We start from the raw sequence: 21,931 nt of genomic DNA, 5'->3' as shown, positions 1-21,931 counted from the left end.
CACTCCCATCTGTTATCTTCTACTTTTATTGTAATGCTTTTTTCTGGAAAAAGAAAACCTAATTTTCCTTTTTTTTCATTTTTTGTGCCAGCAAGATGCTGAATGAAGCGGAAGAGAGCAGCAACAACGCCAAATAAAACAAGGCAATCAGCTCTCTATCGACAAAGCCCACAACCAATGCCACTACGCCTAAAAGGAAATGAATGAGGCTATAGGTTTTTAAGAAGACTTTATTCGCCTCAGTAGTAGGGATCAAAGTGAAAAAAATCGCTTGTTTGGCATAAAGCAAATAACTGGTGCCGAATAATACGAGTGCCACGATCGTAAATAATAGAAGAATCATAAACATACGCCATCCTATTCTAAGTTGATAGATTTAGTATAGCGAACCCTAGAAAGAATAGCAAAAGCCACCCTTACTTTGATATCAGATGGAGGACGTTGCACGGTTTCTAACGGCTAGAAAACGCAAAAAAGCCATCTGTTAAAAACAGATGGCACATTCTAAAAAGAATGGGTAATATCCGTTGATGCCGTTCTTTTTCCCATAGTATTGATCCCGCAAATTCTAGCAGGTGGGTTCCACGGTCTAAGCTTCGAACTACCAAAGGAAAAGGCATGTTACCAGCATTGACACAAGACGGATCCCAAGATATCAATAAAAATGTTCGGTCAACACACAAAAGGGACAACTCGTACATCACAGAATTCCCACCCTTATAGTAGCATAGGAATGACGAAGGTGCAATAAAGTTGTTTGAAAACGATACCAAAAAGTCACTATTTTTTCTAAGCACCTAGTTTTTTTTCTTTCGTTGCTGCAATTGTTGGTACCGTTGGCCCAACGCTTGCTCATATTTACCGGTGGCTTTCGGTTGATAATAGTGGGTACCTTTTAGCTTATCAGGTAAATATTGCTGATCGACCCATGCATCATCAAAATTATGTGGGTATTGATAGCCAACTCCTCGATTCAAGCTTTCGGCGCCTTTGTAATGACTGTCTCGTAAATGATCCGGGACATCGCCAGCTTTACCGCTACGAATATCTGCGATCGCTGCATCCAATGCCATGTAGGCCGAGTTGGATTTTGGTGACAAACATAGATCGACCACCGTATCGGCCAAAGGGATCCGAGCTTCCGGCAAGCCCAAACGTTCAGCGGCTAACACAGCATTGACGGTTCGAGCAGCGGCTGCTGGGTTAGCTAAACCGATGTCTTCATAACCGATGACCATCAAGCGCCGACAAATGATCGCCAAATCGCCTGCCTCTACTAAACGACCTAAGTAATGCAGCGCACCATCCACATCGCTGCCGCGAATCGATTTTTGAAAAGCAGAGATCACATCATAGTGGGCATCCCCATCTTTATCATGGGTCAATGCTTTGCGCTGTACGCACTCTTCGATGATCGCTAAGGTCAAATGAATAATGCCGTCTGGTCCTTTTGGTGTGGAACGGGCAGCGAGTTCTAAGCCATTGAGGGCGCTTCGTAAATCACCGTTGGTCGCTCGCGAAAGATGCAAGCGGGCATCATCGGTCAATACGATGGTTTCTGATCCAAGTCCGCGAGTTTCATCTGCTAAAGCTTGATCAATGGCGGTCAAAATATCTTCTTCTTGGAGCGGTTTGACTTCAAAAATCTGTGTCCGACTGCGAATCGCTGGATTGATCGTAATGTAGGGATTTTCCGTCGTGGCACCGATCATAATAATCTTGCCGCTTTCTAAATGGGGCAGTAAAAAGTCTTGTTTTGTCTTGTCTAGTCGATGGACTTCATCAAGCAATAAAATGACAGTACCGCTCATTTTGGCTTCCTCTGCCACGATTTGCAGGTCTTTTTTTGTATCTGTGGCGGCGTTCAGCATGCGAAACGCATAGCGTGTCGAGCCGGCGATCGCACTGGCAATGCTGGTTTTTCCGGTTCCCGGCGGTCCGTATAGAATCATCGAAGAAAGCATTTTGGCTTCGACCATTCGGCGAATGATTTTCCCCGGGCCAACCAAATGCTGCTGTCCGACGACTTCATCTAAGTTCCGTGGCCGCATTCGATAAGCAAGTGGCTGCTGCATAAAACGATCCTCTCCTTTTCCTGTAAGTATAACATAAGAACGTACATTCTCATAAACAAGCTGATTTGCGTCCTTACGAAAACAAAAGGGCGCGTATTTTCCACTCAGTCAGCAAAAAACAGGTTCGTTGAAAAGAAATCGTTGAGATCACCGCAACTCTGTAGTCAAAGATAGTAAGTTGACCGAGAATTGTGTAGAATAAAGAGGGTGATGAGAATGGATGAATTAATGGCACTATTTGCGACACAGCCGACAACGACCATCGCGCGTGCCTTATTAGGGATGTATTTGGAACATGAGACCCCAAACGGAAAATTAGGTGGGTATATCGTGGATTGTGAAGCATATCTAGGTCCCGATGATCTGGCGGCTCATAGTGTGGGCATGCGAAACACACCTAGGGTTCGGGCGATGTATCAGGAACCCGGCACGATTTATTTATATACGATGCATACGCATCGAATCGTCAACTTTATTACGCAACCAAAAGGCATCCCACAAGGAATCATGATTCGCGGGCTAGAACCGGTGGATGGGATTGACTTGATGGAACAACAGCGACAAAAAACGGGACCGGATGTAGCCAATGGCCCCGGGAAACTAGTACAGGCACTACAGATCCCAGCTGAGCTTTACGGAGAATCGGTTTTTACGAGTCCGCTGCATTTGGTTCCTGAGCGCCGACGTACCCCAAAAGAAATTTTGGCATTGCCTCGAATTGGTATCCCGAACAAAGGGGAGTGGACTCAGATGCCGCTTCGATTTGCGGTAGCTGGTAATCCTTATTTAACAAATATACGAAAAGCCGCTGTTCAGCAAGATCATGGCTGGCTAGAAAGAAGGAATAGTGATGGCGAAAGAAACGATATTGACTTACTTAGATCAGCGATTAACGAAAAAAATCTCCGATTATGATGTGGCGATCGATTGGGATGCCAAAAATCATACCATCGAATTGGTGTTGCGCTTGTTTGCCGAAAATCCTCAACAAGTCCAAATCGACGATGCGCAAGGTGTGGCATCAGAGGAAGCGATCATTGAATTTGAAGATGGGATTTTGTTGTATGATCCACAAAAATCAACGTTTGATGAAGAAGATTATTTAGCGACGATTCCTTATGCAGGAAAAAAAGGGATTCAAAAAGCGTTGTTAGACGGATTGGTTGATTACATTCAAGAAATCTTAGAAGAAGGCCAAAGCGATCTGCTTGATTTCTTGAACGATGACAGTGAAGAAGCGATCTTTGAATTGCGATTCAACGAAGAAGCATTTGTGGAGAAAATGACGAACTATCAAGCCGGGGCTGGGGAAACCATGATCCCGTACCCTAGTTACTAAGGAGAACGAACATGAAATGGAATGAAGTAACCGTAGCGACAGCTAGCGAAGCAGTGGAAGCAGTCGCCAATATTTTAATGGAACACGGAGCAAGTGGGGTAGCGATCGAGGACGTTTTAGATGTCGAAAATTTTAAAAGCGATGCGTATGGCGAAATTTTGGATAAAGAAACCTATACGACCTTAGAAGAAGGTGCGCAAGTCAGTGCCTATTTCCCAGAGACGATTTTTTTGCCAGAAGTGCTGCCGACGATCAAAGCAGCCATCGACCGTCTGCCGGAGTATGGTTTGGCAATCGGCAAAAACACCATCACAACGAGCGAGGTCGTGGAAGAAGCATGGGCAACGGCCTGGAAAAAATATTACCATCCAGTCCGTATCTCCCGCTATCTGACGATCGTGCCGAGCTGGGAAAACTATCAACCGCTGCAAGAAGATGAAAAGATCATCACCCTTGATCCGGGAATGGCTTTTGGGACCGGCACGCATCCTACGACACGCTTGACATTACAAGCCCTAGAAGTCTACTTGCGGGGCGGTGAAACCGTCTTAGATGTCGGGACGGGCTCAGGGGTGTTAAGTATCGCCAGCAAATATTTAGGTGCCAAAGACGTGTTTGCTTATGATCTAGATGAAGTCGCTGTGAGGTCCGCCCAAGAAAATATGGCGATGAACCCCATTGCTCACGATGTGACCGTGCAAGCCAATGACCTTTTGCAAGGGGTGACGGTCCCTGCTGATCTTATCGTTGCCAATATTTTAGCGGATATCATTTTATTGATGATCCCTGATGCATGGCGTTTATTGAAGCAAGAGGGCACCTTGATCGTTTCTGGGATCATTGAGACGAAAAAACAATTAGTGATCGATGCCATGATCGCACAAGGCTTTGAGATCGATCAATTGTTCAATCAAAAAGACTGGTATGCGATCGCCTTTAAAAAACCAGAGGTAGAGTAAGATGCAGCGATATTTTTTACAGGAGCCTTATGAAGCAAAAGCGGTGTTTGCCGTTTCGGGAGAACCCTTCCACCATATGATCCGAGTGATGCGCATGACTCCCGGCACGAAAGTCGGTTTAGTTTTTGAGGATCATTTGGCGATCATCGCCAAGATCAAAGAGGCCGATGAAGAAACGGTTTACTTAGAGGAAGTCGAAAAAGAACAGCAGGACAAGGAATTGCCGCTGCAGGTCACGATCGCTAGCGGCTACCCGAAAGGCGACAAGCTGGACTTGATCGTTCAAAAAGGCACGGAACTTGGGGCGGCAGCATTTATCGGTTTTCCTGCGCAAACTTCGGTCGTGAAATGGGATCAAAAGAAGTTACAGAAAAAGCAGCAGCGGCTGCAAAAAATCGCCCAAGAAGCGGCGGAGCAATCCCAACGGCAGATCGCACCAGCCATCACACTGCTGGATAACGCCAAAGCATTTTGGCAAAGCCTCAGTCAGTACGATGCGGTCCTAGTGGCTTATGAAGAATCAGCCAAGCAAGGAGAAGCAGCGATGCTGCTGCAAGTGATCACCGAATTGCCCGTTGGTAGCAAAGTTTTAGCGATCTTTGGCCCAGAAGGCGGTCTGGCCCCCTCCGAAATCGAAGGAGCCCAGGAAAACAACGCTAAATTATGCGGGTTAGGCCCTCGGATTTTACGAACAGAAACAGCGCCGTTTTATTTTTTAAGTGCTGTCAGTGTGCTAACGGAATTAAAGAGGATGTGAGTTGATGAATAAGAACCAAGAAGCAATCAGTGTCCGTTTGTTGACGGCCGATCTGACCGACTGGGTCTTGAAGGATTTTATCAATCAATATAAAACGGCTTTAAAGGAAGTCGTCGTTTTGCCTAGTGCCATTCGGCGGGCGAAAATCTTGGCACAAGGCTCTTCCTTACAAATCGGCGCAGTGATCGATTACCCCCTTGCCCAAGGAACACTGGCAAAGGTAGCGTTTGAAATCGGTCGGGCGTTTATGGAAGGTGCCGATTTTTTGGAAGTCTGGCTACCGGCTTCTTCCTTCATGGAAAATGATCGTGGCTTTGCGGAATTGACCGAAACGATTCGCTCCTTGACCTTGACAGGAGGGGAGATCCGCTTAGCTGTGCAAACCGAGATCATGAATGAATTGACGAAGATCCAAGTGGCACAACGCTTGAAAGAAGAAGCATGGCCAAAGATCGTGTTAGGACAAAAACAACCACTAGCAGAAGCATTGCACGACGTGAGCTTGTTTTCCTTAGATGGTGGCAGTCAACTGTCGATCCAGATCAATCCTGACACAATAGATGAACAAGCTATGCAATCACTACAGGCTGCCGGCGCCGAGAAAATCGGGCTCTCGTATCATGTTTTTGAAGAATTGCTTAAGGACAAGCCGGCACCCGATGTGCTTTGAACAACAGCGATTGAAAAATAGCTGAAAAATTTGTATAATAATACTACTAAATAAGAACTGCAGGTTAGACAGGAGTCCCATGCTTAGAACGTTTGTCCGCAAGGCTTTGGGTGCGTGACGAAACGTTAACAGCGACTTCTGTCTGCCTTTTTGATAGCACAAAAAAGAAGAGCAGGAGGCGGAATGAATGGCAAAAGAAGTTATATTGACCGGGCCCAATGTCATCAAATTGGTCGCTCATTATATGAGTGAAGAACACGTTGCCTTTGTCCAAAAAGCATTAGACTACGCGACAGAAGCCCACAAAGAACAATTCCGTAAATCCGGCGAGCCTTACATTATTCATCCAATCCAAGTTGCGGGGATCTTGGCAGAATTGCAGATGGACCCTCATACCGTTGCAACTGGTTTTTTGCATGATGTCGTCGAAGATACCGATGTGACGTTAGCCGATCTGAAAGAAGAATTCGGTGCCGATGTAGCGATGCTAGTGGATGGCGTGACCAAGCTGGGTAAGATCAAGTACAAATCTCATGAAGAACAATTAGCAGAAAATCATCGAAAAATGTTGATCGCCATGGCGCAAGATTTACGGGTCATCATGGTCAAACTGGCTGACCGTTTACATAATATGCGTACGTTGAAACATCTGCGGGAAGACAAACAACGCCGCATCGCCCAAGAAACGATGGAAATCTATGCCCCATTAGCTCATCGTTTAGGGATCAGCCGAATCAAATGGGAACTAGAAGATATTTCTTTGCGTTACTTGAATCCACAGCAATATTACCGAATCGTGCATTTGATGCAGACCAAACGAGAAGAACGGGAATCCTACGTTTCCGAAACCGTGGAAGAGATTCGGATCGCTACGGAGGAACTAGATATCTATGCTGAGATCTATGGTCGACCAAAGCATATTTACTCGATCTATCGCAAAATGAAAGACCAAAAGAAACAGTTCAATGAAATTTATGATTTGTTGGCGATCCGAGTGATCGTTGACTCCATCAAAGATTGTTATGCGGTTTTGGGAACGATCCATACAAAATGGAAACCAATGCCTGGGCGGTTCAAGGACTATATCGCTATGCCAAAAGCCAACATGTACCAATCGCTGCATACGACGGTCATTGGTCCCAAAGGCAATCCTGTCGAGATCCAAATTCGGACCCATGAAATGCATGAGATCGCTGAATTTGGGGTTGCTGCGCACTGGGCCTATAAAGAAGGTAAGACGGAAAAAGTCAAAGCCGACAAGATGACCCAACAAGTTGGCTGGTTCCGCGAAATCTTGGAACTACAAGATGAAAGCTATGATGCTTCTGAATTTATGGAAGGTGTCAAAGGCGATATTTTCAGCGACAAAGTCTATGTATTTACGCCAAAAGGTGATGTGACGGAGTTGCCTCAAGGCTCCAGTCCACTGGATTTTGCCTATAGCATCCATACCGACATCGGCAACAAAACTACTGGTGCCAAGGTCAACGGCAAAATGGTCCAATTAGACTATAAGCTGAAAAATGGCGACATTATTGAGATTCTGACATCACCGAATTCCTTTGGGCCAAGCCGCGACTGGGTCAAACTAGTGGCTACCAGCAAAGCGAAGAACAAAATCAAACGATTCTTTAAAGCCCAAGATCGTGATGAAAATATCATCAAAGGGCATGAGGCAGTGGTTCGTACTTTACAAGATATGGGCTTTGTGCCAAAAGAATTCTTGACGAAAAGCAAAATGGCGGAAGCTTGCGAACGGTTCAACTACCAAACAGAAGATGATCTATTTGCCTCTGTCGGCTATGGGGAAGTCAGTCCCACGACCTTAGCCAACCGTTTGACCGAAGAAGAACGGCGCGAGAAACAAATCGAGAAGCAAAAGCAGCAAGTCCAAGAGATGATCAATCAACCGGCGAAAAAAGAACCAGAAAAAATGAAGGTTCGTCACGAAGGCGGCATTGTCATTGAAGGGGTCGATAACTTGTTGATCCGCATCTCCCGCTGCTGCAATCCGGTTCCTGGGGATTCGATCGTCGGCTACATTACCAAAGGTCGAGGAATCTCGATCCACCGCAGCGATTGTCCCAATGTTCAAAACAAAGACGCCGCGAACCGTTTGATTGACGTTGAGTGGGAAGATGCCACCGACATCAACAAAGAATACGATGCCGATCTTGAGATCTACGGCTATGATCGTTCTGGGTTGCTCAACGATGTCTTACAGACAGTCAACACTGTCACCAAGCGTTTGGTAAGTGTCGAAGCCAAAACCAATAAAGACAAAATGGCAACGATCCGTATCACGGTGGCGATTCAGAATTTGACTCATTTGAAATCGATCGTTGATAAAATCAAGCAGATTCCAGATGTTTACAGCGTCAGACGTACGAAGGGGTGAGAAAGAATGCGGGCAGTGATCCAGCGAGTCAGTCAAGCAAGCGTGTCGATTGAGGACAATATCGTCGGTGCGATCCAACAAGGGTTCATGGTTTTGTTGGGGATCACCCATGAGGATACAGGCGACGATGTGGCTTATCTCGTAAGAAAAATCAAAAATCTGCGGGTTTTTGAAGACGAAGAGGGCAAAATGAATCGGTCACTGGAAAGCATAAACGGCGCCGTCTTGAGTATTTCACAGTTCACCCTTTATGGGGAGACCAAGAAAGGCAATCGCCCTAGTTTCATTCAAGCGGCACCGCCAAGTATTGCGATCCCGCTTTACGAAGCCTTTAATGAAGGTTTACAAGCCGAAGGCATCACTGTTGCTACTGGAAAATTTGGCGCAGATATGCAAGTCGCCTTGGTCAATGATGGCCCGGTGACGATCGTGATCGATACGAAAGAAAAATAGGGAATACAAAACGAAGGATTTTCTCGCTGGAAAAGAGTGGGAGAATTCCTTCGTTTTTTTTATACTCTCGAAAGCGCTAAGCATTTTTGATGGAATCCAAGTGAAATCTAAGTTGAAATCGGGAAATCTTACAAAACTGTTAGCAAAAATTCCATTCTTTTATTTGTTATTTAACATCTTTTTCTTGTTCTTTTATAAGGGTTATTAAATGGAAATATCTTTTTCACCCGTTTTTTAATATTTTAAATTCGAAAAACGATCCTTTATTGCGATTGTTCTTGAGGGAGAAGTATGGAATAATTGTTAAAAAATAATGTCACTGGAGGAAATAACAATGAACTTTTGGCAGCGTGCATTAAAGAGTATCACCAGAAGAAAAGGGAAATCATTTATTTTATTTTTAGTTCTATTTATTTTAGGCAATGTGATCGCTGGTGCTGTAGCAATTCAACAATCCACTGCCAACGTGGAGCGAGAGACGAAACGCAAAATGGGGAACGTAGCTACGGTGGAAATGGATTGGGAAGGTTTTGAAAAAGACCATGCGGATGCTTCGGACGAAGAGCGGTCTCAAGAAGATTTTTATCCGAAACCACCAGCGCTGGATCTTTATGAGCAAATCGGTCAATTAAGCTATGTGAAATATTTTGATTACCAAAATCAAGCGTGGTTAGAAACAACAAAATTGAAAGCCTATACGCCGGAGGATGGCTCGGTCGGCATGGGTGGCAACTATTTCTCTTTGAAGGGCGGAAATTTGGTTGAGCCATTAGACATGCAAGAAGGCTTGATTCGCTTGGAGGAAGGCGAGGGATTGACAGAAAAAGATGTCAGTGAGTTGACGAACGCGGTATTGATCAGTAAAGAGATCGCAGAATTGAATAACCTGAGTGTCGGTGATCAATTGGTATGGGATACACGGGCAGAAGTCATGATGGAAGGTGGTTCAAGCGAGGGAGTAAGTGATGATAGTGAGGATGCGACGGACGAAACGGCTGAGAGTGGCAATCGTGTCGCGACCTTTGATTATCCCGTGACCATTGCAGGGATCTTTTCTGTAATTAAAAAGGATCAAAGCAATCAAAGTAGTTCATCAGATCAAAGTGATTCACAAAATAGTGATCAGGTATGGCAAGTGATGGAACAAATCAATACCTTTTATGCTAGCAATAATTTAGTGCAAGATTTTAACAAATTGCAGTCTGAAAAACTTTGGGGTCAAGAAGTGATCGAAGAAGAGTCAGACGCCTATTATCAACCGATCTTTGTCCTAAATTCAACGGATGACGTCGAAGCCTTTAAACAAGAAGCCGGTGCCTTATTGCCCCAATATTATCGTGTCATTGCTAATACGGATCAATACGAGCAGATCGCCGGTGGCTTTACTCGGTTAGGGGTGATCGCAAATTACATCGTGATCATTGCGTCGATCGCAACCATCTTTATTATTTCCTTAGTGGTCTTGCTTTTCTTACGAGATCGGAAACAAGAATTGGGCATCTATCTCTCCTTAGGGGAAAGCCGTGGGAAAGTCATTGGACAGATCGTGATTGAAGTCTTGCTGGTTAGTTTAGCCGCACTGCTATTGTCCTTAGTGACCGGGAACTTATTAGGTGGTGCCGTTTCAAATACCTTGATGCAAAACGATTGGATGAGCAATCAAAATGATATGGGCGGTGTTTATTCTGGCGGTTTGATGGCAGCTGATATTGATTACATGGATATCAAGAATGCCTATCAAGTGTCCTTCTCAGCAGGCTACATCATTACGTATCTGCTGTTAGGTTTAGGAACCGTCTTGTTCTCAGCTATTTTACCGCTATTGTATATTTTACGCTTGAATCCAAAGAAAATCATGATGTAGGAGGAACCAACGATGACTTTATTAGAAACCAAAGCAGTCGATTACTATTACCAAGACGGCGATCAGCGCCGCTATATACTGAAAGAGACCTCTGTTTCTTTTGAAAAAGGGACTTTCTATGCCATCTTAGGGCAATCTGGTTCGGGAAAAACGACGTTTTTATCCTTGATCAGTGCGTTGGATAGTCCGAAAAGCGGTCAAGTACTTTATGAAGGCACCGATATCGAAAAAATTGGGCATGAAAATTATCGCCGCGACGACATCAGTATCATTTTCCAAAGCTATAATCTGATTCCCTATTTAAGTGCAGTTGAAAATGTCTTAGTGCCGATGGCGATCACGAAAAATCAGCTGCCAGACAATCAGCGAGAAGTGGCATACAATTTACTGGATTATATAGGCATCACCAAAGAAAAAGCCGATCGGCTCGTCAATCAATTATCTGGTGGAGAACAACAGCGGGTAGCGATCGCCCGGGCGTTAGCCACCAATGTCGATATCATTTTAGCGGACGAACCAACCGGGAATTTGGATGAAGAAATGGAACAAGAGATCATCGATATCTTTAAGGAGCTGGCACACGTCCACAACAAATGTGTGATCGTCGTGACCCACGCTAACGAGATCGCTCAACAAGCGGATGAAGTCTTGTATTTACGTAAAGGTGTGTTGAGTAAACATGAGTGATTTTTTATCAAATTTTAGCCCGGACAACTATGATGGCAAAAAGAAATCCGCTGGCAATAGCGAGAAAAAAACTAGCGAACCTGTCGGAGATCAAAATGCAAGAGGCGCGGAGCAAGCGAGCAAACCAGCGGAGCCAACGACGGTTCACCAATCAGAAGAGCCGACAGCTAGTGAGCCGATGAGTCGCTCGGCAGCCCGTCAACAAACACAGACGACTGAAGCAAAAGCGGCGAGTTCTGGGACTGAGAAGGTAGCCTCAAAGGAACCAGTCAGCCGTTTTGGTAAAGAAGAAACGGAATTTGATCCGACCTACAAAAAGCGTCAGCAGAAAAAAATCTTGCTGATTGCTTTACTGACCGCCTTGGCGGTTGCCGTGATCGGGATCGTCTATTATCAGATGACCCATGTGAAGGTGCCGGATTTCACTGCCCAAGATCTGTCAGAAGCGCGGACGTGGGGCATGGAAGAAGGCGTCGCTATCAAAGTGGAGCAAGAATATGACTTTGACAAAGACGTCAACCAAGTAATCGACCAAAGTGTCGACCCTGAGAAAAAAATCAAGAAGGGTGCCACACTGACACTGACGGCGAGTCTCGGGCCTGATCCTGAAGAACGCTTAGAGCTACCGGATTTTTCAGCGATGCAAGTGACCGAAGCAAAAGATTGGATCGCTAGCAATAAAGCCGAAAACCTCTCTTTGATCGAACAATTTGACGACAATGTAGCAGCAGAAGCTTTTATCAAACAAGAGGCGGCCAACAAAGAGCTTGATTTAGCCGAATACAAACGCAAAGACCGTTTGAGTGTCTACTATTCAAAGGGCAAAGAAGTCTTTGAAAAAAATATTGAAGTACCTGATTTTACAGGCAAAGCCAAAAGTGAAGCTTCTGAATGGGCGAAAAAGAATGACTTGAAATACAAAGAAGAAACCGTCTTTTCTGACAGTGTCGCCCTGGATCTGGTCGTTTCACAAGAACCAGTCAAAGGCAGCAAACTTGCGAAAAAAGAAGAATTTGTGGTGAAGGTCTCAAAAGGCCAAGCTTTGACCGTTCCAGATTTTTCACAATACACGATCGAAGAAGCCCAAGGACTAGAATCAAAAATCCCGCTGCAAGTCAGCACGGTCTATTCCGATCAAGTGGCGTATGGTTGTTTCTTGAGTCAGTCGGAGGAAGCGGGCAAAGAGTACAGCGAAAGCGATACTTTGCCAACTGTCAAAGTCGTCTACTCATTAGGTAGACCGTATTTGAAAGACATCCGTTTCCAAGCAACGGAAGGCGACTTGCCAAAACTATTCTTTGATGAATACAAATCAAAAGGCGCCAATGTCTATTACGAAATCTACTATGTCGATTCGGCGGAACCAAAAGGAACCGTCGTTGAAATGAGCCGCTACGGCGAGTTCATTCCCCTAGAAACGTGGATCACCATCGGTATCAGCCGCGGCAATCTGCAAGGCAGTACCCAAACACTGCCGGCAGAGGATGGCGGGGAGGCGGATGAACCGGTCAGTACCGCTAGTTCATCTGCTGCCGAATAATCTCGCAACCGACACTTTTTCACACAGCATCAAAAGGTAAGCACCCTTCCTTGGAAGGGTGTTTTTACTTACTAATTGTAAAAAAAACACGAGCGAGCCGCTTGAAATCGCTGGATCGATAAAGTAAACTTGATGGTAACGAGAAAAAATGGCTCCGCAGTGCCATCTATAGAAGGGACGAAACAAATGATAAAAAAATTACTCGCGAATGTTGGCAGCTATAAGAAGGACAGCTTGCTGACCCCTGTGTATGTAGCAGGAGAGGTTGCCTTAGATGTCATTATGCCCCTGATCATGGCCATGATGATCGACCAAGGGATCGAAAAAGGAGACGCCGGTGTGATTCTAAGAGATGGCGGCTTGCTTTTTTTATGTTCCTTGATCGCATTACTTTTAGGAACGCTTGGCGGACGAACGGCAGCGATCGCTTCGGCTGGTTTTGCCCGCAACCTGCGGCACAATCTGTTTCGCCGAATCCAAGATTTTTCCTTTTCAAACATTGACCGCTTTTCTTCCTCCAGTTTGATCACCCGCTTGACCACTGACGTGACCAACGTCCAAAATGCGTATCAAATGATTATTCGTATTCTGGTCCGCAGTCCGTTAGTTCTGATTTTCTCACTTGCAATGGTTAGCACCATCAGCCCAGAACTTATGACGATCTACTTAGTTGTTTTACCGATCTTAGCGATTGGCCTTGCCTTAGTGATTCGTTTTGCCCACCCGCTATTTCTAAAAGTATTCCGCATTTATGACCGCTTGAATAATGTGGTGCAAGAGAATCTACAAGGGGTTCGCGTCGTGAAATCGTATGTCCGGGAAGAACAACAAGAAGAACTGTTTGGCGAAGTGTCCACCGATGTTTATCGGAATTTCACTCTTGCGCAACGAATCGTCTCTTTTAACATGCCATTGATGCAATTTGCAGTCTATACATGTATGTTGCTCTTGTCATGGTTTGGTGCCCAGTTGATCGTGGAACAAAGTAGCCTGACGACTGGTGAATTAGTCAGCATGTTCAACTACACGATGCAGATTTTGATGAGCTTGATGATGATGTCGATGGCTTTCGTGCAGATTTTGATCGCACGAACGTCGGCAGAACGGGTCGTGGAAGTATTAGATGAAGAAAGTGACTTGAAAAATCCCGCCGAGCCAGTCAAAGAAATCAAAGACGGCTCCATCATTTTTGAAAATGTCGGCTTTAGTTACGCCAATGACAAAAACAAGTTGGCGCTGACCGATGCGAATCTACGCATCGAATCCGGTGAAGTCATTGGGATCATTGGTGGAACCGGGAGCGGGAAATCCACCCTCGTCCAGCTGATCCCGCGCTTATATGATGTGATTGAAGGGCGTGTCATCGTCGGCGGTCATGATGTTCGCGACTATGATTTAGAAGCATTGCGGGACCAAGTAAGTATGGTCTTGCAAAACAATGTACTCTTTAGCGGCACCATCAACGACAATTTACGTTGGGGCAATGAAGAGGCGTCGGATGAAGAGATCCAGCGCGTGGCGACGATTGCACAAGCCGATCCCTTCATTCAAGAGTTTCCTGATAAATATGAAACGCAGATCTCACAAGGAGGGAACAATGTTTCCGGTGGGCAAAAACAACGGTTGACGATTGCTCGCGCCTTATTAAAGAAACCGAAAATCTTGATTCTCGATGATTCTACTAGTGCCGTCGACACCAAAACCGATCGCAGTATCCGCGAAGGCTTGAAACGAGAAATTCCGGGAACGACGACGATCATTATTTCCCAACGGATCAATTCGATCGAAGACGCCGACCGGATCATCGTAATGGATGATGGCAAAATCAATGGCATCGGTACCCACGAAGAATTGTTGGCAAACAATGCCATCTATCAAGAAGTGTACCATTCGCAGCAGAAAGGATTTGGTGAAGGTGAAGAATAGACAAGCAGCAAATCCCAAGCGCACATTAAAACGTTTATTGCGAACGATGTTTGGCGACTACAAAGGACAACTCCTATTCGTCGTTGTTATGATCTTGTTAAGTGCTTTTGCCAACGTTCGTGGTTCGTTGTTTTTACAAGTCGTGATCGACGATCATATCACACCGCTTTTAGGGCAAGCCAATCCTGATTTTGGCGGCTTGTTTCGGGCGATCGTCCAAATGGCGATCATCTACCTGATTGGGATCTTGGCCGCACTGATCTATAACTTTATGATGGTCAAGATCAGTGAGGGCACGCAGAAAAAAATCCGTGACCAAATGTTTACACATATGCAGTCTCTACCAGTCGGCTACTTTGATGCCCGCTCAGATGGCGACATCATGAGTCACTTTACCAACGATACGGACACGTTGCGTCAAATGATCTCCCAAAGTATTCCAAACTTGATGATGGCGGCGGTAACCTTTTGTTCTGTCTTTATCGCCATGTTCTCCATCAGTGTTCCATTGACTCTGTTCGTGATGCTGTCGGTTATTTTGATGCTGAATGTGATCCGCATCATTTCTCGCCGCAGCGGCCGCTTCTTTGGCGCACAGCAACGAGATTTAGGCGCTGTCAACGGGTATATCGAAGAAATGATGCACGGACAAAAAGTCGTCAAAATCTTCAATCATGAAAAAATCGTCATGGAAGAATTTGATGCCTTAAATGATCAACTGCAAGAAAGTGCCACTAAAGCCAATGTCAATGCCAATACCTTGATGCCGATCATGATGAACTTACTAAATGTCCAATATGTCTTGATCGCCATCATTGGTGGCCTGTTTGCCATCAATGGTGTTTCTGGACTGACGGTCGGGATGATCGCTTCTTTCTTGCAACTGAGCCGTTCATTGAATGGCCCTATCAGCCAAGTATCACAACAAATCAACTTTGTGATCATGGCATTAGCCGGTGCTGAGCGAATTTTCAACCTATTAGATGAAACGCCAGAAATCGATCATGGCTACGTCACACTGGTCAATGCCAAATGGTCGCAAGGTCAACTAGTTGAAACCAAAGAACGAACAGGCACGTGGGCGTGGAAACATCCCCACGAGGATGGAACCATTACCTATACGGAAGTGACGGGAGACGTGCGGTTTGAAGATGTTGATTTCGGCTATGTCGATAATCAACTGGTCTTACATGAGATCAATCTGTATGCAGAGCCTGGGCAAAAAGTTGCCTTTGTTGGTGCAACAGGTGCTGGTAAGACAACGATTACCAATCTGATCAATCGGTTCTACAACATCCAAGACGGGAAGATTCGCTATGATGGTATCAATATTGAAAAAATCCATCTGGAATCCCTCCGTCGCTCATTAGGAATCGTTTTGCAAGACACCCATTTGTTTACTGGAACGATTCGCGAGAATATTCGCTTCGGAAAACTGGATGCTAGTGATGAAGAAGTGCTGGCAGCAGCGAAACTAGCCAATGCCGACATGTTTATCAACCATTTGCCAGAAAAATACGACACCGTGATCACGGGCGATGGCGAAGGGCTTTCCCAAGGTCAACGGCAGCTGTTGGCAATTGCTCGCGCAGCGATCGCTGATCCGCCAGTGATGATCTTAGACGAAGCCACCTCAAGCATCGATACCCGTACAGAGCGTATCGTCCAATCAGGGATGGATCGTTTGATGTCTGGACGGACCGTGTTTGTGATCGCCCATCGATTGTCTACAATCCAAAACTCCGATGCCATCATGGTGATGGATCATGGCCGTATCATTGAGCGGGGGACCCATGAAACGCTGTTGGAAGAAAAAGGCACCTATTATCAGCTATATACTGGGAAAATCGAATTGGATTGATTCTGCCATTGCTACGGCTTGAAGCTGCAGCGACTGGCGATCTGCCTATTTTCCCCTTGTTTGCAACGACCGATTGGCAGTAAGCCAGTCGGTTTTTTTGCGCAGCTCGAAAAAATGGTATACTGTCACTGAGACAGCCGTAGAACGGCGGCAGCACGTAAGCAGTTGTGCTGCGGAAAATGGATTCCATGAGGTGAAAATATGAAACTAGCATTGGCAAAGATCGTTTTAGACGAAGAATGGTATGAGGTGGTCCAATCGGAAAAAGGGCTAGTGTATTTTGGTCGGCAGCAGGATCATCATGAATTACTCAAATTCTTTCCATTGGCTGAAATCAGTAGTATAGCTGACCTTAATCCAGTAATTGAAACGCAGCTGCAAGCTTATTTTGCAGGGGAACCAGTGACGTTTACTTTTGCGTTTGATTTTGTAGGGACACCGTTTCAACAAACCGTTTGGCAAGCACTGACCCAAATTCCTTATGGTGAAACCACTACGTACAGTGACTTGGCGCTGCGCATTCAACGTCCGACCGCTGTCCGAGCTGTCGCCAACGCAGTGGGGCGTAACCCAATGATGATCGTGGTTCCTTGTCATCGGGTGTTAGGAAAAAACGGCCGCTTGACGGGGTATCGGGGCGGGTTAGCAACCAAACGCCGACTACTGCAACTGGAAGGGATTCCGTTTAAAGAATAAGGAAAGTAAACTATTTATAGTAAAAAAATACTAAAAAGCAATTTCATTTCCTTTTTTCTCTGGTATAATAAAATTGATTCCGGTTACAAGAAGGGGTGGAGGAAATGAACATCGTTGATTTGCAAAATGGTTCTGATATTCGAGGGATTGCGATCGCAACAGAAAAAGAACAGGTGACGCTGACGGAGCAAGCGGTTCGGCAAGTTGCTTCGGGCTTGTGCAACTGGTTGGAAACAAAGGGCAGCGGACCTTTTCGCGTGGCAGTCGGTCGTGACAGTCGCTTGAGTGGCGAAGCACTGCAAGAAGTGTTGATGGCACAGCTGCAGCAAGAAGGCGTGGCAGTGATCGATTGTGGCTTGGCAACGACACCAGCCATGTTTATGAGCACACAGTTTGCGGATTTCGACTGTGATGCTGGTGTGATGCTGACAGCGAGTCATTTGCCTTATTACTTTAATGGAATAAAAATTTTCAGCCGCCAAGGCGGTGCCGAAAAAATGGATATCCACTATATTTTGACCCACACTACCGTTCATGAGGCAGCGGAAAAAGGAAGCTATCAGCAAAAAGACCTGCTGACGCCTTATGCCCAAGATCTACTGCAAAAAATTCGCCAAGGGATGGGAACCAATGAGGAAAAACCTTTGGCTGGATTAAAGATCATTGTTGATGCAGGCAATGGTGCCGGCGGCTTTTTTGCTGAAAAAGTGTTGCTGCCGCTAGGGGCAGATACGAATGGCTCGCAATTTTTAGAACCGGATGGGCATTTTCCCAATCATATCCCTAATCCAGACAATAAAGAGGCGATGGCAAGTATTCGTGAAGCCGTCTTACGAGAACAAGCCGATCTAGGCATTATTTTCGATACCGATGTCGACCGCTCGGCTGTCGTGACCAAAAGCGGTGAGCCCTTGAACCGCAACAATATGATTGCTGTATTAAGCAAGATCATCTTAGCGGAACACCCTGGCACGCGTATCGTCACTAATTCACCAACCTCTAATCATTTAAAAACCTTTATCGAAGCACTGGGAGGGCAGCAAGTACGCTATATTTCTGGCTACCGCAATGTGATCAACAAAGCGATTGAATTGAATGAAGCAGGACTGGACACACAGTTAGCCATCGAAACCAGCGGGCATGCCGCGTTTAAAGAAAATTTCTTTTTAGATGACGGGGCGTACGTGATCGCCAAGCTCTTGATGATGCTGCCACAATTGCAACAGCAAGGCACGACACTGGATGAGCTGATCGCGGCGTTGCAACAACCCGCCGAGACCCAAGAATTGCGCTTTGCGATCCAAAAAGCCGACTATCAAGACTATGGTCGCCAAGTGATCGCGGATTTAGCCGATCATTTGCTGCCAGGCTGGCAGATCGATCCAGAAAATGAGGAAGGCATTCGCATCAACTTGACAGCGCCCTATGGCCAAGGCTGGTTCTTGCTGCGAATGAGCTTGCACGAACCACTGCTGGTGCTGCAGATCGAAAATGATGAAGCGGGTCATCTACCGGCAGTCGTTCAAGCAATCGGTCGCTTCCTATCGCAGTATGAAGCCATCGATCAAAGTAAACTGACACAGTTTTTAGCACAGCAACCAAAAATTTGAAGAAAAGCAGGGAACTAAAATGGTGATCTTGATGCTGCTGATCATGGCAGTGACGTATGGTGTGAATTTTTTCTTGTTTCGTTATTTGAACAAACGACCAAAAATCGATGTCGTTGAACGGTTATCAATGCTATTAGGTGTCAACATGAGTGTGCTTTTTTTCGATGGGATTTTATTGTTTATCGGAAAACTACTAATTGAGACTGTTGAGATCATCGAGTAACCTAGTCGTCCGTTTTTTGTTTGCCTCTTCACTGATTCCTCAGGACAGTGAAGAGGTTTTTTAGGGTTTGCTAAAAACGGCGATTAATGTTCGCATTCGTTTTTGATATTTGATAAAGTAAAGAGGAGAAAATTACGCAAAGTGAGGGAATTCACGGATATGGCAAAAATAATGGTAGTAGAAGATGAAGCGGTGATTCGCCAACTGATTATCGAAGAACTAGAAAAATGGCAGTTTGAGACCTTTGGCACGACGGATTTCCATCAAGTGTTGACTGACTTTGAAGAACAAGAGCCCCAACTGATTTTACTGGATATTAATTTGCCGGTTTTTGATGGCTACTATTGGTGTCAAAAAATCCGCGAAGCTTCCAAAGTACCAATCATTTTTATTTCCAGTCGCAATACCAATATGGATATGATCATGGCCATGAATATGGGGGCGGACGATTTTGTGACAAAACCTTTTGAGATCGACGTTCTGATTGCAAAAATCAATGCCTTATTGCGCCGTTCCTACAACTATGTAGAAAGCAGCAGCGAGACGTTAGTGCATAACGGTTTGACCCTCAATATCGACAACAGCAGCATGTATATCAATGGCGAAAGCATCGATCTTAGCAAAAACGAATACCGCCTGCTGTATATTTTGATGAAAAATCACGGCAAGATTTTAAGTCGTGAAAAACTCTTGCGGGCCTTATGGGATGACGAGCGTTTTGTAGATGACAATACCTTGACGGTCAATATCAATCGTTTGCGACGAAAAATCGAACAAGCGGGGATGAATGGCTACATTGAAACCAAGGTTGGTCAAGGGTATATCGTACCATGACAAAGTGGCGGGTTTTGCGCAGTTTTTTGAAAGATCGTTGGCTGCTGTTTATTGGCTGGCTGGTCTTTTTCGTGTTGACGGTCTTAGTTTTTTGGCTGACTCCTCATTCCCCGATGGATTGGGGTACAGTCGGCTATCTCTTTTTGATGCAAAGTGTCTTGATGGTGTTCTTTTTGGCAATCAGCTACTTATCTAAGCGGCGTTTTTGGCAAAAAATCACCCCCAAGCCCGGAGACAGCTTGCTGCAAAACTACTTGCAAGGAGCACGCTCGGCGGAAGAAGAACGGATCGAATCTTACATCAATCAGTTGATCCGAGAGCACCAAGAATTGATGCAGCAAGTCGTCAGCAATCAAGAAGAACAAAAGGAATACATCGATTCGTGGGTCCATGAAATCAAAGTACCTTTAGCCGCATCACGATTGCTTTTGCATTCGATCGAATTTGATATTCCAGATGAAAAATTCATCTTACTAGAAAATGAATTGAACCGCATGAACGAATATGTCGAGCAAGTCTTGTACGTCGCCCGTTTGGACAGCTTTTCAAAAGATTATCTGGTCCAAGAAATTTCATTGAAAGCCGTCATCCAGCCGGTTTTACGCAGTCAGGCAAATTATTTTATCCAAAAGAACCTGCACTATGCCGTTGAAGGTGAGGATCAGCAAGTGTTGACCGATGAAAAATGGCTCGGCTTTATCTTTCGACAATTGGTCAGCAATGCCGTTAAGTACACACCACAAAATGGGCAGCTGATAATTCGGATCGAAAAAGATGCCCAAGGAACCTATCTCCACTTGCAAGATAGTGGGATCGGCATTCCTAAAGAAGACATGCGTCGCATCTTTGATAAAGGCTTTACGGGCGAAAATGGGCGCCAAACGGACACCCACTCGACGGGATTAGGGCTCTTTTTAGCGAAAAGTTTAGCGAAGGAATTAGGCATCGAGCTAACGGCTTCGTCGACAGTTGGAAAAGGAACCACCATGACGCTGTTCTTTCCCTTGTTGAGTTATTATGAGGAAAAACGCTAATCTGCTTTTTTTCGAGTATCTTTTTGTGTTTTTTGACAAAAACCACTTGTCCCTAGAACGTTTTCACTGATACACTAAAGCCTGTGCTTAAAATTGAATGGTAAGGATGAATGAAATGGAGATACTCGTTGCATTAGTACCAATGTTTGCGTGGGGCAGCATTGGTTTAGTAAGTGCCAAACTTGGCGGGGATGCGAACCAGCAAACGCTAGGAATGACGATTGGTGCCTTTTTCTTTTCTCTGGTCGTATATTTTGTGACGATGCCAGTGATTGATGGAAAGGTGATTTTGATCGGTCTTTTGTCTGGTCTCTTTTGGTCCGTCGGTCAAAACGGTCAATTCCATGGCATGAAATATTTAGGTGTGTCTGTTGGATTACCGCTCTCAACCGGGATGCAGCTAATTTTAAATACGGTCGCCGGTGCATTGTTTTTTGCAGAATGGACACAGACCCGCGATTATGCATTAGGTGTTAGCGCATTGATCTTATTGGTGATAGGGGCTTATCTGACCGCTCGCCAAGATGGTGAAAGTCCGGTAGAAGCCGGCAGCAAGATGCTTGATTTTCCTAAAGGATTTCGGGCATTGATCTCATCCACGATTGGGTACGGCGCCTATACGATTTTGATTACTTGGGCAGGATTGGACCCATTGGCGATCATTTTGCCACAAAGTGTCGGGATGCTGATCGGTGCCAGCCTATTTGCTTTAAGAAAGACGAAGGTCGACCGTTTTGTAGGGAAAAATACCTTGTCAGGATTGTTATGGGGCATCGGCAATGTCTGCATGCTGATCACGGTTCAGCAAGTCGGACTAGCGGTGGGCTTCTCATTGTCGCAGATGGGAATCATCATTTCAACGCTAGGCGGGATTTTTATTCTCGGCGAAAAGAAAACCAAAAAAGAACTGCGGTATGTGGTGATTGGTTGTCTGCTGGTGATTATCGGCGGTGTTTTGCTGGGGTATATGAAAGCAACATAAACGTATATTTTTGAGGAGGAGTT

The 21,931-nt window shown here is 45.3% G+C and carries 20 protein-coding genes and 1 other RNA gene; 18 read left to right on the top strand and 3 right to left on the bottom strand.

Annotation, left to right across the window (positions count from 1 at the left end; all coding sequences use genetic code 11):
* Positions 1-58 precede the first annotated feature (58 nt).
* The 3 genes from ACIPK1_RS04080 to ACIPK1_RS04070 form a co-directional block, all read right to left on the bottom strand.
* Positions 59-349 carry a hypothetical protein gene (locus ACIPK1_RS04080; protein ID WP_306425335.1) on the bottom strand — a complete coding sequence of 97 codons (291 nt, stop codon included), beginning with the start codon at positions 347-349 and terminating at the stop codon, positions 59-61.
* A 168-nt stretch (positions 350-517) separates the two neighbouring features.
* A non-coding RNA gene (gene ssrS / locus ACIPK1_RS04075) (6S RNA) lies at positions 518-712 on the bottom strand.
* An 85-nt stretch (positions 713-797) separates the two neighbouring features.
* On the bottom strand, positions 798-2,075 hold the full coding sequence (locus ACIPK1_RS04070; RefSeq protein ID WP_008382049.1) for a replication-associated recombination protein A: 1,278 nt from the start codon (positions 2,073-2,075) through the stop codon (positions 798-800).
* A gap of 216 nt (positions 2,076-2,291) precedes the next feature.
* Here ACIPK1_RS04070 and ACIPK1_RS04065 point away from each other — a divergent pair, with 216 nt between their 5' ends.
* From ACIPK1_RS04065 to ACIPK1_RS03980, 18 genes are all read left to right on the top strand, one after another.
* Complete coding sequence (locus ACIPK1_RS04065) at positions 2,292-2,990, top strand: DNA-3-methyladenine glycosylase (RefSeq protein WP_061053359.1); 699 nt, start codon at positions 2,292-2,294, stop codon at positions 2,988-2,990.
* Entirely contained in the window at positions 2,926-3,414 is a 489-nt protein-coding gene (locus ACIPK1_RS04060) for a DUF3013 family protein (RefSeq protein WP_034872159.1), read from the top strand. The genes ACIPK1_RS04065 and ACIPK1_RS04060 overlap by 65 nt, the downstream gene beginning before the upstream one ends.
* A gap of 11 nt (positions 3,415-3,425) precedes the next feature.
* Positions 3,426-4,373 carry a 50S ribosomal protein L11 methyltransferase gene (gene prmA / locus ACIPK1_RS04055; protein ID WP_005233456.1) on the top strand — a complete coding sequence of 316 codons (948 nt, stop codon included), beginning with the start codon at positions 3,426-3,428 and terminating at the stop codon, positions 4,371-4,373.
* Between the two features lies 1 nt (position 4,374).
* Positions 4,375-5,130 carry a 16S rRNA (uracil(1498)-N(3))-methyltransferase gene (locus tag ACIPK1_RS04050; protein WP_005233458.1) on the top strand — a complete coding sequence of 252 codons (756 nt, stop codon included), beginning with the start codon at positions 4,375-4,377 and terminating at the stop codon, positions 5,128-5,130.
* 4 nt (positions 5,131-5,134) lie between these two features.
* Positions 5,135-5,800 (top strand): hypothetical protein, encoded by a 666-nt coding sequence (locus ACIPK1_RS04045; RefSeq protein WP_005233460.1) that lies wholly within the window; start codon positions 5,135-5,137, stop codon positions 5,798-5,800.
* Between the two features lie 187 nt (positions 5,801-5,987).
* A complete protein-coding gene (locus tag ACIPK1_RS04040; protein WP_200126774.1) occupies positions 5,988-8,198 on the top strand; it encodes a bifunctional (p)ppGpp synthetase/guanosine-3',5'-bis(diphosphate) 3'-pyrophosphohydrolase in 2,211 nt (736 codons plus the stop codon).
* A gap of 6 nt (positions 8,199-8,204) precedes the next feature.
* Positions 8,205-8,651 carry a D-aminoacyl-tRNA deacylase gene (gene dtd / locus ACIPK1_RS04035; protein WP_005233473.1) on the top strand — a complete coding sequence of 149 codons (447 nt, stop codon included), beginning with the start codon at positions 8,205-8,207 and terminating at the stop codon, positions 8,649-8,651.
* Positions 8,652-8,964: 313 nt separating this feature from the next.
* Complete coding sequence (locus ACIPK1_RS04030; protein WP_005233475.1) at positions 8,965-10,515, top strand: ABC transporter permease; 1,551 nt, start codon at positions 8,965-8,967, stop codon at positions 10,513-10,515.
* A 12-nt stretch (positions 10,516-10,527) separates the two neighbouring features.
* Positions 10,528-11,202, top strand: coding sequence for an ABC transporter ATP-binding protein (locus ACIPK1_RS04025; RefSeq protein WP_005227776.1), 675 nt, complete (start codon positions 10,528-10,530; stop codon positions 11,200-11,202).
* Positions 11,195-12,742 carry a PASTA domain-containing protein gene (locus ACIPK1_RS04020; protein ID WP_301388143.1) on the top strand — a complete coding sequence of 516 codons (1,548 nt, stop codon included), beginning with the start codon at positions 11,195-11,197 and terminating at the stop codon, positions 12,740-12,742. Before ACIPK1_RS04025 ends, ACIPK1_RS04020 begins: the two co-directional genes overlap by 8 nt.
* 186 nt (positions 12,743-12,928) lie before the next feature.
* On the top strand, positions 12,929-14,668 hold the full coding sequence (locus ACIPK1_RS04015; RefSeq protein WP_034878268.1) for an ABC transporter ATP-binding protein: 1,740 nt from the start codon (positions 12,929-12,931) through the stop codon (positions 14,666-14,668).
* Positions 14,607-16,529, top strand: coding sequence for an ABC transporter ATP-binding protein (locus ACIPK1_RS04010; RefSeq protein WP_306425334.1), 1,923 nt, complete (start codon positions 14,607-14,609; stop codon positions 16,527-16,529). The genes ACIPK1_RS04015 and ACIPK1_RS04010 overlap by 62 nt, the downstream gene beginning before the upstream one ends.
* Before the next feature lie 201 nt (positions 16,530-16,730).
* Positions 16,731-17,225, top strand: a complete 495-nt coding sequence (locus ACIPK1_RS04005; RefSeq protein WP_400449959.1) for a methylated-DNA--[protein]-cysteine S-methyltransferase — start codon at positions 16,731-16,733, stop codon at positions 17,223-17,225.
* A gap of 104 nt (positions 17,226-17,329) precedes the next feature.
* Positions 17,330-18,835 (top strand): phosphomannomutase/phosphoglucomutase, encoded by a 1,506-nt coding sequence (locus tag ACIPK1_RS04000; protein ID WP_301388138.1) that lies wholly within the window; start codon positions 17,330-17,332, stop codon positions 18,833-18,835.
* 19 nt (positions 18,836-18,854) lie between these two features.
* Positions 18,855-19,058, top strand: a complete 204-nt coding sequence (locus ACIPK1_RS03995) for a hypothetical protein (protein WP_005227790.1) — start codon at positions 18,855-18,857, stop codon at positions 19,056-19,058.
* Positions 19,059-19,217: 159 nt separating this feature from the next.
* The gene (sapR, locus tag ACIPK1_RS03990; RefSeq protein ID WP_005227794.1) at positions 19,218-19,892 is read left to right on the top strand and encodes a two-component system response regulator SapR; all 675 of its coding nucleotides are present in this window, start codon (positions 19,218-19,220) and stop codon (positions 19,890-19,892) included.
* Positions 19,889-20,926, top strand: coding sequence for a two-component system sensor histidine kinase SapS (gene sapS / locus ACIPK1_RS03985; protein WP_008379296.1), 1,038 nt, complete (start codon positions 19,889-19,891; stop codon positions 20,924-20,926). The genes sapR and sapS overlap by 4 nt, the downstream gene beginning before the upstream one ends.
* A gap of 115 nt (positions 20,927-21,041) precedes the next feature.
* Complete coding sequence (locus tag ACIPK1_RS03980) at positions 21,042-21,908, top strand: GRP family sugar transporter (RefSeq protein WP_008379298.1); 867 nt, start codon at positions 21,042-21,044, stop codon at positions 21,906-21,908.
* Positions 21,909-21,931: the final 23 nt, after the last annotated feature.

Origin of the sequence: Enterococcus sp. NPDC086594, from assembly GCF_044746145.1 — a bacterium.
Taxonomy (GTDB): domain Bacteria; phylum Bacillota; class Bacilli; order Lactobacillales; family Enterococcaceae; genus Enterococcus_D; species Enterococcus_D entomosocium.
This window is presented reverse-complemented; position numbering and strand designations above follow the sequence as displayed.

Excerpts from the sequence above, each read along its gene's own strand:
- ACIPK1_RS04080 (WP_306425335.1), bottom strand. The coding sequence starts at position 349 with ATGTTTATGATTCTTCTATTATTTACGATCGTGGCACTCGTATTATTC.
- ACIPK1_RS04070 (WP_008382049.1), bottom strand. The coding sequence starts at position 2,075 with ATGCAGCAGCCACTTGCTTATCGAATGCGGCCACGGAACTTAGATGAA.
- ACIPK1_RS04065 (WP_061053359.1), top strand. The coding sequence starts at position 2,292 with ATGGATGAATTAATGGCACTATTTGCGACACAGCCGACAACGACCATC.
- ACIPK1_RS04060 (WP_034872159.1), top strand. The coding sequence starts at position 2,926 with ATGGCGAAAGAAACGATATTGACTTACTTAGATCAGCGATTAACGAAA.
- prmA (WP_005233456.1), top strand. The coding sequence starts at position 3,426 with ATGAAATGGAATGAAGTAACCGTAGCGACAGCTAGCGAAGCAGTGGAA.
- ACIPK1_RS04050 (WP_005233458.1), top strand. The coding sequence starts at position 4,375 with ATGCAGCGATATTTTTTACAGGAGCCTTATGAAGCAAAAGCGGTGTTT.
- ACIPK1_RS04045 (WP_005233460.1), top strand. The coding sequence starts at position 5,135 with ATGAATAAGAACCAAGAAGCAATCAGTGTCCGTTTGTTGACGGCCGAT.
- ACIPK1_RS04040 (WP_200126774.1), top strand. The coding sequence starts at position 5,988 with ATGGCAAAAGAAGTTATATTGACCGGGCCCAATGTCATCAAATTGGTC.
- dtd (WP_005233473.1), top strand. The coding sequence starts at position 8,205 with ATGCGGGCAGTGATCCAGCGAGTCAGTCAAGCAAGCGTGTCGATTGAG.
- ACIPK1_RS04030 (WP_005233475.1), top strand. The coding sequence starts at position 8,965 with ATGTCACTGGAGGAAATAACAATGAACTTTTGGCAGCGTGCATTAAAG.
- ACIPK1_RS04025 (WP_005227776.1), top strand. The coding sequence starts at position 10,528 with ATGACTTTATTAGAAACCAAAGCAGTCGATTACTATTACCAAGACGGC.
- ACIPK1_RS04020 (WP_301388143.1), top strand. The coding sequence starts at position 11,195 with ATGAGTGATTTTTTATCAAATTTTAGCCCGGACAACTATGATGGCAAA.
- ACIPK1_RS04015 (WP_034878268.1), top strand. The coding sequence starts at position 12,929 with ATGATAAAAAAATTACTCGCGAATGTTGGCAGCTATAAGAAGGACAGC.
- ACIPK1_RS04010 (WP_306425334.1), top strand. The coding sequence starts at position 14,607 with ATGCCATCTATCAAGAAGTGTACCATTCGCAGCAGAAAGGATTTGGTG.
- ACIPK1_RS04005 (WP_400449959.1), top strand. The coding sequence starts at position 16,731 with ATGAAACTAGCATTGGCAAAGATCGTTTTAGACGAAGAATGGTATGAG.
- ACIPK1_RS04000 (WP_301388138.1), top strand. The coding sequence starts at position 17,330 with ATGAACATCGTTGATTTGCAAAATGGTTCTGATATTCGAGGGATTGCG.
- ACIPK1_RS03995 (WP_005227790.1), top strand. The coding sequence starts at position 18,855 with ATGGTGATCTTGATGCTGCTGATCATGGCAGTGACGTATGGTGTGAAT.
- sapR (WP_005227794.1), top strand. The coding sequence starts at position 19,218 with ATGGCAAAAATAATGGTAGTAGAAGATGAAGCGGTGATTCGCCAACTG.
- sapS (WP_008379296.1), top strand. The coding sequence starts at position 19,889 with ATGACAAAGTGGCGGGTTTTGCGCAGTTTTTTGAAAGATCGTTGGCTG.
- ACIPK1_RS03980 (WP_008379298.1), top strand. The coding sequence starts at position 21,042 with ATGGAGATACTCGTTGCATTAGTACCAATGTTTGCGTGGGGCAGCATT.